Annotated in this window: 16 protein-coding genes and 1 tRNA gene; 12 read left to right on the plus strand and 5 right to left on the minus strand. The window is 68.9% G+C overall.

The features are described from left to right. The first annotated feature begins 225 nt into the window (after window positions 1-225). The 6 genes from QE399_RS04395 to QE399_RS04420 all read left to right on the plus strand — a co-directional run bounded on the left by QE399_RS04395 (window position 226) and on the right by QE399_RS04420 (window position 7,405). Window positions 226-2,439 (plus strand): malate synthase G, encoded by a 2,214-nt coding sequence (locus QE399_RS04395; protein WP_309826504.1) that lies wholly within the window; start codon window positions 226-228, stop codon window positions 2,437-2,439. Between the two features lie 265 nt (window positions 2,440-2,704). Further along, on the plus strand, window positions 2,705-4,330 hold the full coding sequence (locus tag QE399_RS04400) for a methyl-accepting chemotaxis protein (RefSeq protein WP_309826505.1): 1,626 nt from the start codon (window positions 2,705-2,707) through the stop codon (window positions 4,328-4,330). Between the two features lie 187 nt (window positions 4,331-4,517). Further along, the gene (locus QE399_RS04405; protein ID WP_309826506.1) at window positions 4,518-4,754 is read left to right on the plus strand and encodes a cysteine-rich CWC family protein; all 237 of its coding nucleotides are present in this window, start codon (window positions 4,518-4,520) and stop codon (window positions 4,752-4,754) included. A gap of 40 nt (window positions 4,755-4,794) precedes the next feature. Continuing rightward, window positions 4,795-4,983, plus strand: a complete 189-nt coding sequence (locus QE399_RS04410) for a 4-oxalocrotonate tautomerase (protein WP_405043184.1) — start codon at window positions 4,795-4,797, stop codon at window positions 4,981-4,983. A gap of 138 nt (window positions 4,984-5,121) precedes the next feature. Further along, complete coding sequence (locus QE399_RS04415) at window positions 5,122-6,594, plus strand: DHA2 family efflux MFS transporter permease subunit (RefSeq protein ID WP_309826511.1); 1,473 nt, start codon at window positions 5,122-5,124, stop codon at window positions 6,592-6,594. Between the two features lie 34 nt (window positions 6,595-6,628). Further along, window positions 6,629-7,405: a class II glutamine amidotransferase gene (locus QE399_RS04420; RefSeq protein ID WP_309826513.1), complete on the plus strand. Its 777-nt coding sequence runs from the start codon at window positions 6,629-6,631 to the stop codon at window positions 7,403-7,405. A 15-nt stretch (window positions 7,406-7,420) separates the two neighbouring features. On the opposite strand, the gene QE399_RS04425 is transcribed toward QE399_RS04420, so the two are convergent. Then, window positions 7,421-7,579 carry a hypothetical protein gene (locus QE399_RS04425; RefSeq protein ID WP_309826515.1) on the minus strand — a complete coding sequence of 53 codons (159 nt, stop codon included), beginning with the start codon at window positions 7,577-7,579 and terminating at the stop codon, window positions 7,421-7,423. Window positions 7,580-7,827: 248 nt separating this feature from the next. Between QE399_RS04425 and QE399_RS04430 the strand changes: the two genes are divergently transcribed. The 3 genes from QE399_RS04430 to QE399_RS04440 are packed head-to-tail and all read left to right on the plus strand — an operon-like array spanning window position 7,828 to window position 10,155. Continuing rightward, window positions 7,828-8,919, plus strand: coding sequence for an SAM-dependent methyltransferase (locus QE399_RS04430; protein ID WP_309826517.1), 1,092 nt, complete (start codon window positions 7,828-7,830; stop codon window positions 8,917-8,919). Further along, the gene (locus QE399_RS04435; RefSeq protein ID WP_309826519.1) at window positions 8,909-9,700 is read left to right on the plus strand and encodes a DUF1295 domain-containing protein; all 792 of its coding nucleotides are present in this window, start codon (window positions 8,909-8,911) and stop codon (window positions 9,698-9,700) included. The genes QE399_RS04430 and QE399_RS04435 overlap by 11 nt, the downstream gene beginning before the upstream one ends. Before the next feature lie 44 nt (window positions 9,701-9,744). Beyond that, window positions 9,745-10,155: a DUF2177 family protein gene (locus QE399_RS04440; protein WP_309826521.1), complete on the plus strand. Its 411-nt coding sequence runs from the start codon at window positions 9,745-9,747 to the stop codon at window positions 10,153-10,155. Between the two features lie 39 nt (window positions 10,156-10,194). Here the strand turns inward: QE399_RS04440 and QE399_RS04445 are convergent, their stop codons facing one another. Together QE399_RS04445 and QE399_RS04450 are read right to left on the minus strand one after the other, a co-directional pair. Then, window positions 10,195-10,878 (minus strand): ChrR family anti-sigma-E factor, encoded by a 684-nt coding sequence (locus QE399_RS04445; RefSeq protein WP_309826523.1) that lies wholly within the window; start codon window positions 10,876-10,878, stop codon window positions 10,195-10,197. After that, on the minus strand, window positions 10,875-11,561 hold the full coding sequence (locus tag QE399_RS04450; protein ID WP_309826524.1) for a sigma-70 family RNA polymerase sigma factor: 687 nt from the start codon (window positions 11,559-11,561) through the stop codon (window positions 10,875-10,877). The genes QE399_RS04445 and QE399_RS04450 overlap by 4 nt, the downstream gene beginning before the upstream one ends. A gap of 113 nt (window positions 11,562-11,674) precedes the next feature. Here QE399_RS04450 and QE399_RS04455 point away from each other — a divergent pair, with 113 nt between their 5' ends. Genes QE399_RS04455 through QE399_RS04465 form a run of 3 tightly spaced genes read left to right on the plus strand, consistent with a single transcriptional unit; the run spans window position 11,675 to window position 15,115 of the window. Next, window positions 11,675-13,045, plus strand: a complete 1,371-nt coding sequence (locus QE399_RS04455) for an NAD(P)/FAD-dependent oxidoreductase (protein WP_309826525.1) — start codon at window positions 11,675-11,677, stop codon at window positions 13,043-13,045. Further along, window positions 13,042-13,836, plus strand: a complete 795-nt coding sequence (locus QE399_RS04460) for a DUF1365 domain-containing protein (protein WP_309826527.1) — start codon at window positions 13,042-13,044, stop codon at window positions 13,834-13,836. Before QE399_RS04455 ends, QE399_RS04460 begins: the two co-directional genes overlap by 4 nt. Window position 13,837: 1 nt before the next feature. Beyond that, window positions 13,838-15,115 carry a class I SAM-dependent methyltransferase gene (locus tag QE399_RS04465; protein ID WP_309826529.1) on the plus strand — a complete coding sequence of 426 codons (1,278 nt, stop codon included), beginning with the start codon at window positions 13,838-13,840 and terminating at the stop codon, window positions 15,113-15,115. 59 nt (window positions 15,116-15,174) lie between these two features. On the opposite strand, the gene QE399_RS04470 is transcribed toward QE399_RS04465, so the two are convergent. Both QE399_RS04470 and QE399_RS04475 read right to left on the minus strand, forming a co-directional pair. After that, window positions 15,175-15,250: transfer RNA gene (locus tag QE399_RS04470), tRNA-Arg, on the minus strand. Between the two features lie 49 nt (window positions 15,251-15,299). Continuing rightward, window positions 15,300-15,923, minus strand: a complete 624-nt coding sequence (locus QE399_RS04475) for a TetR family transcriptional regulator (protein ID WP_309826531.1) — start codon at window positions 15,921-15,923, stop codon at window positions 15,300-15,302. Between the last annotated feature and the right edge of the window lie 36 nt (window positions 15,924-15,959).

Genomic DNA, 15,959 nt, shown 5'->3' on the forward strand with positions numbered 1-15,959 from the left:
GGCGCCAGAGCAGGGCGATCCGCCCTAGTGGCCCCAGCGCTCCGACCGCCGCCCCGACGTGCGCCCCCGGCAATGCCGCCCATTTGTGCGCAAAAAGTCACTGGTTTAGAACTTTGCAGGCGGTTTATGCGCAGAAAAATTTGCAATACAGTGGATCGTCACCGTGATGGCGGTCCGCCGCCCTCGCCTGTTTTCCCCCATTCCAACCCTTCTGAAGAGACAACCATGACCGACCGCACCACCGTTCACGGCCTGCAAGTGGCCACCTCCCTGCACCGCTTCATCGAAGAGCGCGTGCTGCCCGGCACCGGCGTGGACGCTGCGGCGTTCTGGAAGGGCTTCGATGCGCTGGTGACCGAGCTGGCGCCGCGCAACATCGCCCTGCTGGCCGAGCGCGACCGCCTGCAGGCCGAACTGGACACCTGGCACCAGGCCCACCCCGGCCCGATCGCCGACATGGCCGGCTACCGCGCTTTCCTGGAGCAGATCGGCTACCTGGTGCCCCAGCCCGCCCAGGTGCAGGCCACCACCGCCAACGTGGACGACGAGCTCGCCACCCAGGCCGGCCCGCAGCTGGTGGTGCCCATCCTGAACGCACGCTACGCACTCAACGCCGCCAATGCCCGCTGGGGCAGCCTGTACGACGCGCTGTACGGCACCGACGCGATCCCCGAAACCGACGGCGCCGACAAGGGCAAGGGCTACAACCCGGTGCGCGGCGCCAAGGTGATCGCCTTCGCCCGTGACGTGCTCGACCAAGCCGCGCCCCTGGCCACCCAGTCGCACAAGAACGCCACCGCCTACCGTGTCGAAGGCGGCCAGCTGGTGGTGGCGCTGGAAGGCGGCGCCACCACCGGCCTGAAGGACGCGGCGCAGTTCGTGGGCTACCAGGGCGACGCCGCCCAGCCCTCGTCCGTGCTGCTGCGCCACAACGGCCTGCACCTGGACATCCAGATCGACCGCAGCACGCCCATCGGCCAGACCGATCCGGCCGGCGTGAGCGACCTGGTGGTGGAAGCCGCCCTGTCCACCATCCTGGACCTGGAAGATTCCGTGGCCGCCGTGGATGCCGAAGACAAGGTGGCCGGCTACGCCAACTGGCTGGGCATTCTGCAGGCCACGCTGACCGAGCAGGTCACCAAGGGCGGCAAGACCTTCACCCGCGGCCTCAACCCCGACCGCGTGTACACGGCACCCGGCGGCAGCGGCGAGGTGCGCCTGCACGGCCGCTCGCTCATGTTCCTGCGCAACGTGGGCCACCTGATGACCAACCCGGCCATCCTGTGGAAGGACGCACAGGGCACGCAGCGCGAGATCCCCGAAGGCATTCTGGACGCCGTGGTCACCACCGCCATCGCCCTGCACGACCTGCAGGGCAAGGGCCAGAACGGCATCCGCAACTCGCGCAAGGGCAGCGTGTACATCGTCAAGCCCAAGATGCACGGCCCGGCCGAAGTGGCCTTCGCCAGCGACCTGTTCGGCCGCGTCGAGCAGCTGCTGGGCCTGCCCGCCAACACCGTGAAGCTGGGCATCATGGACGAGGAGCGCCGCACCAGCGTGAACCTGAAGGCCTGCATCGCCGCGGCTTCGGCTCGCGTGGCGTTCATCAACACCGGCTTCCTGGACCGCACGGGCGACGAGATGCATACCGCCATGCGCGCCGGCCCCATGGTGCGCAAGGGCGACATGAAGACCAGCGCCTGGATCCAGTCGTACGAGAAGAACAACGTGCTGGTGGGCCTCTCCTGCGGTCTGCGCGGCAAGGCGCAGATCGGCAAGGGCATGTGGGCCATGCCCGACCTGATGGCCGAGATGCTCAAACAGAAGGTGGCCCATCCCAAGGCCGGCGCCAACACCGCGTGGGTGCCCAGCCCCACGGGCGCCACGCTGCATGCGCTGCACTACCACCAGGTCAACGTGGCCGAGGTGCAGAAGGAACTGGAAAAGACCGACGCCAACGCCGAGCGCGACAACCTGCTGACCGGCCTGCTGACCATTCCCGTGGCGAGCGATCCGAAGTGGAGCGAGGCCGAGAAGCAGCAGGAGCTGGACAACAACGCCCAGGGCATCCTGGGCTACGTGGTGCGCTGGATCGACCAGGGCGTGGGCTGCTCCAAGGTGCCCGACATCCACAACGTGGGCCTGATGGAAGACCGTGCCACGCTGCGCATCAGCAGCCAGCACATCGCCAACTGGCTGCTGCACGGCGTGGTGACCGAGGCGCAGGTGAAGGAAACCTTTGAGCGCATGGCCGCGGTGGTGGACCAGCAGAACGCAGGCGACCCGCTGTACCAGAAGATGGCCGGCCGCTTTGCCGAATCCGCCGCCTACCAGGCCGCCTGCGATCTAGTCTTCAAGGGCGTGGAGCAGCCCAGCGGCTACACCGAGCCCCTGCTGCACGCCTGGCGCCTGAAGGTGAAGGCCGGCGCCGCGCGCTGACGGGACGCCCCGCCTCCGCCTCCTCGCGCCCCTTGCCGCCGGCCCGCCGCCGGCGTGCCTGTGGCCTGAAAGACACAGCCCTGCCCGCGCAGGCTGTGTCTTTGTCTTTTTTGGGAGCAGCCCAGCCGCGCCAGCACTGACGCTTGAACCCGCCGGGGGAAGCCCTGTCATCCAGAAGCGCTATCGATGCGTAAGGCTTTGTAGTTTTTGCGCTCAAGTCGCAAGGACAATGGCCGATTAATAAGGGTTAACCCTGATCTGGATCATGATTATTCAAAACATTTCCATCGGCAAGCGGCTGGGCCTGGCCTTCGCGGTGCTGATTCTCTTCATCGTCACCATGCTCGCCGTGGGCAAGTGGCGCCTGCAGGCCGTGGCCGAACAGACCGACGCCATGATGGCCCGGCCGCTCACCAAGGAGCGCCTGGTCTCGGACTGGTACCGCACCATCCACACCAGCGTGCGCCGCACCACCGCCATCGCCAAGAGCGCCGACCCCTCGCTGGCGACCTTCTTCGCGGCCGACACGGCCGAGGCCGGCCGCATGTCGACCGACCAGCAAAAGCAGATCGAAGCGCTGCTGGACACACCGGACGAGAAGGCCATCTTCGCGACCCTGTCGCAGGCCCGCCAGCAGTACATCGCCGCCCGTGACGCGGTCAGCAAGGCCAAGGCGGAGGGCCAGGCCGAGGAGGCCGAGCGCCTGTTCGCCACCGGCTTCCAGCCCGCCAGCGTCCGCTACCTGGAGAGCCTGCAGGCCCTGCTGGACCAGCAGCGCGCGAGCATCAACGCCACCGCGGCGGACATCCGCCGCGGCTACGAGCGCGGCAGCGCGCAGCTGCTGGCGCTGGGCATCGCCGCCCTCGTGGCGGCCCTCGCGCTGGCCGTGGTCATCACCCGCAGCATCACGCGGCCGCTGCACCAGGCTGTCAGCGTGGCCGAAACGGTGGCCGGCGGCGACCTGACCCTGCAGGTGGGCAGCACCGCCCGGGACGAGACGGGCCAGCTGCTGCGCGCGCTGGACACCATGGGCGCGCAGCTGCGCAGCACCGTGGGCCAGGTGCGCCACGGCGCCGACAGCATCGCGCTGGCCTCCAGCGAGATCGCCAGCGGCAACCTGGACCTGTCCAGCCGCACCGAAGAGCAGGCCAGCGCGCTGCAGCAGACGGCTGCCTCGATGGAGCAGATGACGGCCACCGTGCGCCAGAACGCCGACAACGCTCAGCAGGCCAACCAGTTGGCCAAGTCGGCCTCCGACATGGCGGTGCGCGGCGGCGAGGTGGTGGGCAACGTGGTCAAGACCATGGGCGACATCCATACGGCCTCGCGCAAGATCGTGGACATCATCGGCGTGATCGACTCCATCGCCTTCCAGACCAACATCCTGGCGCTGAACGCGGCCGTGGAAGCCGCCCGCGCAGGCGAGCAGGGCCGCGGCTTCGCCGTGGTGGCGAGCGAAGTGCGCACGCTGGCGCAGCGCAGCGCAACGGCGGCGAAGGAGATCAAGGGCCTGATCGACGATTCGGTGCAGCAGGTCGACGCAGGCAACCGCCTGGTGGAGGAAGCCGGCGCGGTGATCCGCGACGTGGTGGCCGGCGTGCGCCGCGTGACCGACATCGTGGGCGAGATCAGCGCCGCCAGCCAGGAGCAGACCAGCGGCCTGGAGCAGGTGAACCAGGCCATCACGCAGATGGACCAGGTCACGCAGCAGAACGCGGCCCTGGTGGAAGAGGCCGCCGCGGCCACCGGCTCGCTGGAGGCCCAGGCCGCGCAGCTGGTGCAGGCCATGGCGGTGTTCCGCGTGCAGGCCGGCGCGCTGGGCAGTGGCGCCGCGGCGCCCGCACTGGCGGGCTGGCAGGGCGCGGCAACGGCGCCCCGCCTGCCGGCCTGAGGACGCAAGCCACGTTAGCTATTAATTTAATAGCTACAACCGCTTATCGATAAAGCGCCAGAGGCCGATTCGGCTTGAACTCCTGGCCCAGCCACCGCGCTTCGGGCTGCTTGGCAGGAGCCAGGCGGGGGCGCGGGCGCCCCGTTCCCGGCATGATCCAGGGGCGGCTCTTTGGCCGCCGCCCACCATGCCGCACCCCCCGCTTCCTCCCCTCGACCCCGCCCACTGTCCGCTCTGCGGCCGGAGCAACCAGTGCGCCGCCGAGGCGGGCGCCGACCCCGCGACCTGCTGGTGCATGACCGCGCCCATCGCGCCCGCTGCCCTGGCGGCCCTGCCGCCTGCGCAGCGGGGCCGCGCCTGCCTGTGCCCCGCTTGCGCTGCGGCGCCCGGTCCTGCAGATCCGCCGGCCGATGCGCCGATATGATCGACCGGCTGTTTTCTCACTCTTCTACAAGGACCCCGACATGCCCACGTACCACATCGAAATGATGGAAGGCCGCACCATCGAGCAGAAGAAGAAGCTGGTGGAAGAGATCACCCGCGTTTCCGTCGAGGTGCTGGGCGGCACGCCCGAGATGGTCGACATCCTCATCACCGACGTGAAGCGCGAGAACTGGGCCACCGGCGGCAAGCTCTGGTCAGAGAGGCAATGAGCATCTCCCTGAGCGGCTGCTCCGCTTCCGCCGTCTCTTGCCCTGCTGCGCAATGCGGGAGGGGGTACGACGCCTGCTGGCCTGGGCCCTGCCCGCAGCCCAGCACGGAAGCCCATTCGGCCCATTCCAAGGCATGACATGAACGCGTCCGCCGCCCTGCTACGTGAACGCTACGGCGAACGTTACCGCTGGCTGCTGCTGCTCTCCGTGATGGTGGGCACGATGGCCTCGATCATGTCGTCCACCATCGTGAACGTGGCCATCCCCGACATGAGCCACTACTTCACGCTGGGCCAAGAGCGCGCGCAGTGGGTCAGCTCGGGCTTCATGGTGGCGACCACCGTCGCCATGCTCACCACGCCCTGGCTGCTGGCCCGCTACGGCTACCGCGCCACCTACGTCGGCGCGATGGTGCTGCTGCTCGTGGGCGGCGTGGGCGGCGGCCTGGCCAGCCGCTACGAATGGGTGCTGCTGGCGCGCGTGCTCGAAGGGCTGGCCGCCGGCGTGGTGCAGCCCATACCGGCCGTCATCATCCTCTACGCCTTCCAGCCCCATGAACAGGGCCGCGCCAGCGGCATCTTCGGCATGGGCGTGGTGCTGGCGCCGGCGCTCGGCCCCAGCATCGGCGGCCTGCTGGTGGACTGGTTCGGCTGGCGCTCCATCTTCTTCATGGTGGTGCCGTTCTGCCTGGCCTCGCTCTGGCTGGCCTACAAGTTCGTGCCGGTGAGCAGTCCCGGCGGCCTGGCGGCCAACCGACGCGGCGAAGCGCTGGACTGGCGTGGCCTGCTGCTCGGTGCCGTCGGCACGCTGGGCCTGCTCAACGGCCTGGTGGCGCTGCACAGCGGCCCCGCGGCGCAAGCGGGCGGTTTCCTGCTGGTGGCGCTGGCCTCGCTGATCGGATTCGTCTGGTGGCAGCGGCGCCTGCTGGCGCGCGGCGCCAAGCCGCTCATGGACCTGCGCCTGTTCCAGTACCGCCAGTTCGCCATGGGCAGCATCGTCGCCTTCATCTACGGCACGGCGCTGTTCGGCTCGACCTACCTGCTGCCGGTGTTCCTGCAGCTCGGGCTGCAATTGTCGGCCTCGCACGTGGGCACGCTCATGCTGCCGGCCGGCATCGTGCTGGCCATCACCATTCCCCTCGTCGGCCGGCTGGCCGACCGCCAGCCCACGCACCTGCTGGTGGGCACGGGCTTGGCGCTGCTGGCGCTGTCGTTCGGGCTGATGGTGTGGGTGGACCTGCAGACGGGCCTGTGGGTGCTGGTGGCCTTTGCCATTCTGGGCCGTATCGGCCTGGGCTTCATCCTGCCGTCGCTGAACCTCGGGGCCATGCGGCCCCTGGACAAATCCCTCATCGCCCAGGGCTCCAGTGCCATCAGCTTCGTGCGCATGCTGGGCGGCGCGGCCGGCGTGAGCCTGTGCGGCATCGTGCTGGAATGGCGCATCGCGGTCCATGGCGATTCGCTGCAGGTCGCACAGAGCAGCGCCGCGCGCATCGATGCCTTTGGCGAGACCTTCCTGCTGCTGATGGGTCTGTGCCTGGTGGCACTGGCCGCCGCCTGGCAGCTGCGCCCGGCGCCCAAGGCACAGCCCGCCCAGCCCCCCAGCGCCTGAAGCGCTCCGTTCACAGAAAGAAGCCCCGAATCCCATGTGCCAGCTGCTCGGAATGAATGCCAACACGCCCACGGACGTGACCTTCAGCTTCACAGGCTTCGCGCAGCGCGCCGGCGTGACGGCCGACCATTCGGACGGCTGGGGCATCGCCTTCTTCGAGGACAAGGGCCTGCGCCACTTCGTGGACCACCAGCGCGCCGTGGATTCGCCGGTGGCGGAGCTGATCCGCCGCTACCCCATCCAGAGCCGCAACGTGATCGCGCACATCCGCAAGGCCACGCAGGGCAGCGTGTCGCTGCAGAACTGCCACCCTTTCGTGCGCGAGCTGTGGGGCCGCTACTGGGTCTTTGCGCACAACGGCGACCTGAAGGACTTCCGCCCGCGCCTGCACGCCCACTTCAAGCCCGTCGGCAGCACCGACAGCGAGCACGCGTTCTGCTGGATCATGCAGGAGCTGTCCAAGTCCCACGCCGATGTGCCGAGCATTGCCGAGCTGACGATCACGCTGCAAGAGCTGGCCGCTCGGATCGCGCCGCATGGCACCTTCAACTTCCTGCTCTCCAATGGGCAGGCGCTGTGGGCGCATGCGTCGACCCAGCTCTACTACATCGAACGCCGCCACCCGTTCTCGCAGGCCCAGCTGTGCGACGAAGATCTGCGCATCGACTTCTCCGCCCACACAACGCCGCAAGACCAGGTGGCGGTGGTGGTGACCGCTCCACTCACTACCAATGAGGAGTGGACGGCCTTCCGGAGCGGAGAGCTGCGCGTCTTCGTGGACGGCCAGTGCCTGCCGCCGATCGGCAGCTGACGACCCGCCGCCGGGTCAGCCCAACGGTTTCCAGACCGGCGCTTCCGGCTCCGGCAGGAAGACGGCGTGCCAGGCTGCTTTGCCGGCGGGCAGCATCGCCTCGCGCTGGCGCTGGCGCTTGAGCTCGCGCGGCTTCAGGGTCTTCTCGGACAGGTGGCGATAGGTCTTGGACATCGTGAGGTCTCCAGCGGCCGCCCCACGCGCCACAAGGGCCGGGTGCGGAGTGGCTCTATTGGCGCACCGCCGCCAGCACCGCCCTGTCGGACGCCACCGATGCCGCGCATCGGATAAGCGCATCCGCCCTGCTCGGCGGTTTGCCAGACCTGCAAGCGACGCTTGCAACGGGCAATCCAAACCTGCATGGCTTGCGTACACAGCGCAACCAAACCACCGCGTCTGTCCAAGAACCACAGGAGTGCTGTATGTCCCAGGCCACCGCCGCCGCCATCCGCTGGGTTGAAAAAGGTCTGCTGCCCGATCCGATCGTGCGCTACGGCATCCGCCACCTGTTGCGCGACCGGCTCGCCGAGATGCACAGCGGCGACGCGGCCCGGGCGGCCGCGGCCACGCAGGAATTCCTGCGTGGCATGGGTGCCTCGGCACTCGCTCCGCTGCCCGAGAAGGCCAACGAGCAGCACTACGAGGTGCCGGCCGATTTCTTCGGCCGCGTGCTGGGTCCGCACCGCAAGTACAGCTGCGGCTACTGGACCGACGATACGGCGACGCTGGAAGACGCCGAGGCCCAGGCGCTGCGCATCACCTGCGCGCACGCGGGCCTGCAGGACGGCCAGCGGGTCCTGGAGCTGGGCTGCGGCTGGGGATCGCTCACGCTGTGGATGGCGGCGCACTATCCGGGAAGCCGCATCACAGCGGTGTCCAATTCGCATTCCCAGCGCGCCTACATCCAGGCCCAGGCACAGGCACGCGGGTTGCACAACGTCGAGGTGATCACCTGCGACTTCAATGTGTTCGATACGCCGGAGCGCTTCGACCGCATCGTGTCGGTGGAGATGTTCGAGCACCTGCGCAACTGGCCGCAGGCCTTTGCCCACGTGGCGCGCTGGCTGCAGCCGGATGGACGCTTCTTCATGCATGTGTTCGCGCACCGCGAAGCTCCCTACCCTTTCGAGGCGCGCGACGAGAGCGACTGGATGAGCCAGTACTTCTTCTCGGGCGGCATGATGCCCAGCGACGACCTGGCGCTGCACTGCCAGCAGGACCTGGCCCTGCGCGAGCGCTGGCGCTGGGACGGCACGCACTACCAGCGCACGGCCGAAGCCTGGCTGCGCAACATGGACGCCGAGCGCGCCGCGCTGATGCCGCTGTTCGAGCAAACCTACGGCGCTGAACAAGCATCGCTGTGGTGGCAGCGCTGGCGGCTGTTCTTCCTGTCCGTGGCGGAGCTGTTCGGTTACCGCGGCGGCCAGCAGTGGTGGGTGAGCCACTATGTGTTCGACAAGCGCGTGCCCTTGCCTGCGGACGCGGCGGCTCCGCTGCGGCTCCATGGGCGCTGACCTGCCCACCACCGCAGTCGCCGGCCTGGGCTGGACGGTCGCCATCGCGGTGCTGACCTGGATCGCCAGCGTATGGCGGCACGACGCCAGCTTGGTGGACCGCGTCTGGGCCGTGTGCATCGCCGGGGCCGGGTGGATGTACCTGCTGAGCCAGCCCGGCGCCGGGGCCCTCGGCTACGCCATGGTGGCCATCGCCACCATCTGGGCGCTGCGCCTGAGCCTGTTCATCACCTGGCGCAACTGGGGCCATGGCGAAGACAGGCGCTACCAGGCCATCCGCGCCCGCAACCAGCCGCACTTTGCATGGCGCAGCCTGTACCTGGTATTCGGTCTGCAGGCCGTGCTGGCCTGGCTGGTGTCGGCGCCCCTGCTGGCGGGCGCCGTCGACCGCGGCGGCTTATCCCTGTGGAGCGGCATCGGCGCAGCGCTGGCCGTGTTCGGCATCGGCTTCGAGGCGGTGGCGGACGCGCAGCTCGCCCGCTTCAAGGCGCAGGCGCAGCACCGCGGGCAGGTGATGGACCGCGGCCTGTGGCGCTATTCGCGCCATCCCAACTACTTCGGCGAGGCCTGCGTCTGGTGGGGCCTGTGGCTCATGGCCTGCACGGCGGAGGGCCGCCTGGGCGCATGGACCGTGGTGTCGCCGCTGCTGATGACGGTGCTGCTGCTGCGCGTCTCCGGCGTGCGGCTGCAGGAAGAGGACATCGCCGACCGGCGCCCGGCCTACCGCGCGTACATCCGCCGCACCAACGCCTTCGTGCCCGGCCCGCCCAAGGCCGGCTGACCCTTCACCCCTTGTCCACCCAGCACCTTCAGGAGCCACGCACCATGATCCGCCAGTACGCCATCGCCTACGGAACCGTTGCCCTCGTCTTCCTCGCCATGGATGCGGTCTGGTTGAGTGCCATGGCCGACCGCCTGTACCGCCCCGCCATCGGCCACCTGATGCAGCAGGGCTTCAGCTTGGCGCCCGCGCTGGTGTTCTACGTGTTGTACGTGGGCGGCGTGGTGGTGTTCGCCGTACGGCCCGCGCTGCAAAGCGGTTCTGCCTGGCATGCCTTGGGATGGGGGGCGCTGCTCGGCCTGCTGGCCTATGCCACCTACGACCTCACCAACCAGGCCACGCTCAAGGACTGGCCGTGGCAGGTGACCGTAGCCGACCTATGCTGGGGCACCTTCGCCACCGCCGTGTCCGCGGCCGCCGCGTGCCTGGCAGTGCAGCGCTTCGGCACGCCTTGACCGCGTGGGCCGCGGCGTACGCGGCGCCATCGCGCCGATCTACATGCCGACGAGCGCGCCCACGGTGCGGGCGATCGCCCCCTTGAACAGCACCCGGCCCTGCACCGTCGTCAGGCAGATGCACTCTTCCCCGGCGGCCACCACTGGTTGATGCACGACATCCCCGTCGGCCCCGTCGAAGTCGCCCGGGCCGTACCGTGAGCGGTCGTCGCCGAAGGTGCCATAGAGGACCTGGGTGAGTTCCAGGTCGCTGTGCGTGTGCTGCGGCAGGCGCTTGCCGGCACCGATGCGCAGCAGGAAGACGTTGGCCGAGCGGTCGTGCGGCACCGTGACCCGGCTCCAGCGCATGCCGGGGCCGAGCCAGCGCCACGGCGACACCGTGCACCCTTCGAGGGCGCGCGGCCACCGCGTGCCGGCCGGCAGCTCGGGCCGCGGGCTGCCTGCACGGGTCTTCGCCGGCAGGGGCGCGGCGGGCTCGGCCGCAACGTGCACGAGCGCCGTGCCGTCGATCGCGGCCAGCGCCCGCGTCAGCGCGTCGGGCTGCAGGGCCACCGGCTCGATGTCCTCCAGCAACGCGCCACCCACGGCCTGCAGCACATGCAGGCGGTCGCAGCAGGTCGGGCAGGCCTCCAGATGGCTCTCGACCACGATGGCGGCGCCCGCAGGCAGGCTGCCGGCCGCGTGGGCCAGCAACAGGGCATCATCTGGATGGTGACGGATCATGGCTCTAGAGCGCCGAGCAGGCGGCGCAGATGGTTCACGGCCAAACGAACGCGGGATTTGACGGTGCCCAGCGGTATGCCGAGCTCCTGTGCGATCTGGGCGTGGGGATGTTCTTCGAAAAACGACAGTCGCAGGATCTGCACCTGCTCGACCGACAGCTGCTTCATCGCTTCCCGCACATGCTCTTCGCGCTGGCGGATGCTCAACTGCTCGTCGGGCTCGGGGGCGGTATCGGGCATCTGCCCGTCGTCGCACTCCTCACCATCGGCGATGAGCGCATGGCCCTTGCGGCGGAAGTGGTCCACCCGCAGGTTGCGGGCGATGGTGAAGATCCAGGTGGATGCGCCGGCATGGCGGGGATCGTAGGTAGGCGCCTTGCGCCACACGCTCACCAGCGTTTCCTGCGCCAGGTCCTCGGCCTGCGCCTCGGCGCTGCCCAAACGCATCAGGTAGGCCTTGACGCGCGGCGCGAAATACTTGAACAGCGCGGCGAAAGCCTGCCGGTCTTCATGCGCGGCCACCGCCGTGATCCAGGCGGCCAGGTCTTCTCCTGTCGGCATCAATCCGGTGTGGTGCGGTGTCACGATCGACAGATAGGGAGGCCATGGCGTGGCCGGCTCGCGAGCCCACGCCGATGGCTGATGGACAGTGTTCATGCTGCTGGTACGCAGCGCTCGGCCCATTAGATCACAGCGCACCGCCGGACCGATCCAAAGCGCGGGACGGTGCGTACACAGCAGGCAGCGCAAGCGCGTGCCGCCACGCGAGCGAGCCCACAGACCAAGGAACCGACGCCATGACCTTCGCCGCAACGACGGGGCGGCCCCCAGCTCACCTGCGACCTGTGATGGACGTTGCCGTGATCGGCAGCGGCATTTCGGGTCTCTCCGCCGCCTGGCTGTTGTCTCACAGCCACCGGGTGACGCTCTTCGAGGCGGACAACCGCGCCGGAGGGCACAGCCACACCGTCGACGTGCCGAATGCTGGCAGCACCTTCCCGGTCGACACGGGCTTCATCGTCTATAACGAGTCGGCCTACCCCAACCTCACCGCGCTGTTCGCTCACCTGCAGGTGCCGACGGAGGCCACCGACATGTCGTTCGCGGTCAGCCTGGACCAGGGTGCGCTGGAGTACTCCGGCTCCGGCCTGGGTGGGCTCTTCGCCCAGCGCGCCAACGCCTTGCGCCCCCGGTTCTGGCGCATGCTGCGCGACCTGGTGCGCTTTTACCGCCAGGCGCCGGCCGAGGCAGAGCGCCTGGGCCTGATGCCGCTGGACGAGTACTTGTCGCAGCGCGGCTACAGCCGCGCCTTCCGGGAGGACCACCTCTATCCCATGGCCGCCGCCATCTGGTCCACCCCCGCGGCGCGGGTGGGCGAGTACCCGGTGGAGGCCTTCGTCCGCTTCTGCGAGAACCACCACCTGCTGGTGCTGGGCGACAGGCCGGCCTGGCGCACCGTGCGCGGCGGCAGCCGTGTCTACGTCGAGCGCATGACGCAAGGGCTGGGCTCCCGCCTACGGCTGGAGAACGCCGCCGTCGAGATCCGCCGCACGCCCACCGGCGTCTTCATCCGCTCTGCCGACGCACGGGAATCCGGCCGTTTCGACCAGGTGGTTGTGGCCACGCACGCCGACCAGGCGCTGCGCCTGCTGCCCGATGCATCCCCTGAAGAATCCCGCCTGCTGGGCGCCTTCGAATACAGCCGCAACCGCGCGGTGCTGCACAGCGACCCGCGCCTGATGCCGCGCCGCCGGTCGGTGTGGTCGAGCTGGAACTACCTGGCCGACCGCAGCCGCAGCGACGCGCTGTGCGTGACCTACTGGATGAACCAGCTGCAGCCGCTGCCCACAAAGCAGCCGGTGTTCCTGACGCTCAATCCGCTGCTCGAGCCCGCGCCGGACCAGCTCATCCGCAGCCAGGTCTACGAACACCCCCTGTTCAACACGGCGGCCCTGCGCGCCCAGCGCGAGCTCTGGAGCCTGCAAGGGCAGCGCCGGACCTGGTTCTGCGGCGCGTATTTCGGCTCCGGTTTCCACGAGGACGGCCTGCAGGCCGGGCTGGCCGTGGCCGAAGCCCTGGGCGGCGTGCGGCGTCCGTGGAACGTGAGCGACGAATCCGGCCGCATCCATGTGCCGCCGGCCACGCTGCGCGAGGAGCGCGCGGCATGACACCAGCGTCCGCGCTGTACACCGGGCGCGTGATGCACCAGCGCCTGCGGCCGGCGAGGCACCGGCTGGAGTACCGCATCTTTTCCCTGTTGGTGGATCTGGACGAACTGCCGGCGCTCGACAGCCGGCTGCGCTGGTTCTCGTTGAACCGGCGCAATCTGTTCAGCCTGCACGAAGCGGACTATGGCGCGGGCGAGGCCGGCGGACTGCGCGCGCACATCGACCGCACACTGGCGCAGGCCGGACTCCCCACCGGCGGACCGGTGCAGCTGCTCACGATGCCGCGCATCCTCGGCTACGCCTTCAACCCGCTCAGCGTCTATTTCTGCCACCGTCCGGACGGCGGCCTGAAAGCCATCGTCTACGAAGTGAACAACACCTTCGGCGAGCGCCACAGCTACGTGATCTCCGTCGGCTCCGACGAGGCCTTCGCCCCGCGACTGCGCCAGGGCTGCGGCAAGGACTTCCATGTCTCGCCCTTCATGGAACTGGCGATGCAGTACGCCTTCGACATCGCGCCACCGCGGCCGGAACGGGAGCATCTGCGCGTGGGCGTCACCGTGCACGATGCGCAGGGCCCGGTGCTGGCAGCCCGCTGGCTCGCCCGGCGCAGCGCCCTCACCGATGCGGCTCTGCTGCGAGCTTTCGGCACCCACCCGCTGCTCACCCTCAAGGTCGTGGGCGCCATCCACTGGGAGGCGCTCCGGCTCTGGCTCAAGCGGGTTCCCCTGCACCGCAAGCCGCCACCGCCGCCCCAAGCCATCAGCTTCATCGCCCGCAAAGACACCTGACATGCGCATTTCCCCGCCGACTTCGACGTCCCTGCCCAGCGCTTCGCCACCGCATGCCGTACGGGCCGGCAGCCCGCTGCGCCCGCTGCACGGCCTGCTCCGCAGGCTGCTGCGCCATCTGCAGTGCGGCAGCCTGTCGATCAGCCTGCCCGGCGGCCAGCGGCTGGAGGGCCATGGCGCGGCCCCCGGCCCGGCCGCCGCCGTGGTCCTGCACTCCTGGCGCCCGGTATGGCAGATGCTGCTGCACGGGGACATCGGCCTGGCCCGCTCCTACCGCGACGGCGACTGGATGACGCCCGACCTGACGGCGCTGCTGGAACTGGGTCTGCACAACGAGCAGGCCTGGGGGGCCGCCCTGCAGGCGAGCGCGCCGGCACGCTGGTTCCACCAGTTGGCGCACCGCCTGCGCGCCAACACCCGCACGGGCAGCCGCCAGAACATCGCTTTCCATTACGACCTGGGCAATGCGTTCTACGGCCAGTGGCTGGACCGCACCATGCTCTATTCCAGCGGGCTGTATGCCCACCCCGGCGCCACGCTGGAAGAAGCGCAGGCGCGCAAGCTGACACGCATCCTCGCGCTGCTGGACTGCCCGGAAGACGCCGAGGTGCTGGAGATCGGTTGCGGCTGGGGCGCCCTGGCAACCGAGGTGGGCCAGGCCGCGCCTGCAGGCCGGGTCACGGGCCTGACACTCTCGACCGAACAACTGGCGCATGCGCGGGAAAGGGTCGCCTCCGCAGGGCTGCAGGACCGCGTGGACCTGCGCCTGCAGGACTATCGCGATGTCGAGGGGCACTTCGACCGCATCGTGTCCATCGAAATGCTCGAAGCCGTTGGCGAGTGCTACTGGCCGGCCTACTTCGACACCCTGCGGGCACGGCTGAAGCCGGGCGGCACGGCGGTCGTGCAGGTCATCACGATCGCCGAGGACCGCTTCGAGCAGTACCGCCGGCATCCGGACTTCATCCAGCGCTTCATCTTCCCGGGCGGCATGCTGCCGACGGTGCGCGCGCTGGGCAAAGAAGCTGCGCGCGCCGGACTCACGCTGGAGACCGCGGAGACTTTCGGGGCCAGCTATGCGCTCACGCTGGCCGCCTGGAGGGCACGCTTCCTCGCCGCATGGCCCACCATCGAACCGCTGGGGTTCGATGACGCCTTCCGGCGGCTCTGGACGTACTACCTCAGCTACTGCGAGGCGGGCTTTCGCACGGGGCGCGTGGACGTGGGCCTGTACGTGCTGCGCCACGCGCACGGCAACGCCGACCAGGCGACGGCCTGACCGAAAAGGCAAAAGAACGGGGAAATGCTGTGTGAAAAACGCTTCGCCGAAAGGCGAAGTGGTGCGGCTGGCGGGGATCGAACCCACGACCCTTGGCTTCGGAGGCCAATACTCTATCCACTGAGCTACAGCCGCTGGACATCTGCGGGCCGGGTGGCCGCAAACAGCAGTGGATTATCGCACGCTACTCCACCCGGAAACCCAAACCCTTGAGATAGGTGTCCACGCTGACCTGGCTGACCGCCACCAGATCGAAGCTCGAATGGCTCAGCAACCACGCCTGCATCAGGCCTTCGAAGATGGCGCGCAAGCCGATGGCCGCCGTGGCCGGGTCCATGGGCAGGGCCACCTGGTACTGCTCTGCCGCCTCGCGGACGAAGCGTTCGATCTGCGACTGGAATCCCGCGCAGCCCTCGATGTGGCGATCCCGCACGTCTGCCAGATCGTTGACGTATTCGATCCGGTACATCGCGATCTCGAACACCCGGCGCGTACGCTCGTCATGGGCGATGCTGCGCTGCACAAAATCGATCAGGCGGCGCAAGCGCTCCAGCGGCGGCAGGCCGGCGGCGAAATCGTCGTCTTCTGTCGCCTGCTCGAGCGGCAAGGTTACGCGATCCATCATGGCGTTGAACAGGTCGAGCTTGTCCTTGAAATGCCAATAGATCGCCCCGCGCGTGGCGCCGGCCGCCTGAGCGATGTCGTTGAGCGACGCACGGGCAACGCCTTTTTCGTAGAACACCAATTCGGCCGCATCCAGCAAGCTGTTGCGCGTAGCATCGGCATCTTCTTTGGTACGACGGGCCATAGGGGCGGTTGTCTCCTGTAGGTGTTGGCCTGGTAA

The organism is Paracidovorax wautersii, assembly GCF_031453675.1.
GTDB lineage: Bacteria > Pseudomonadota > Gammaproteobacteria > Burkholderiales > Burkholderiaceae_C > Paracidovorax.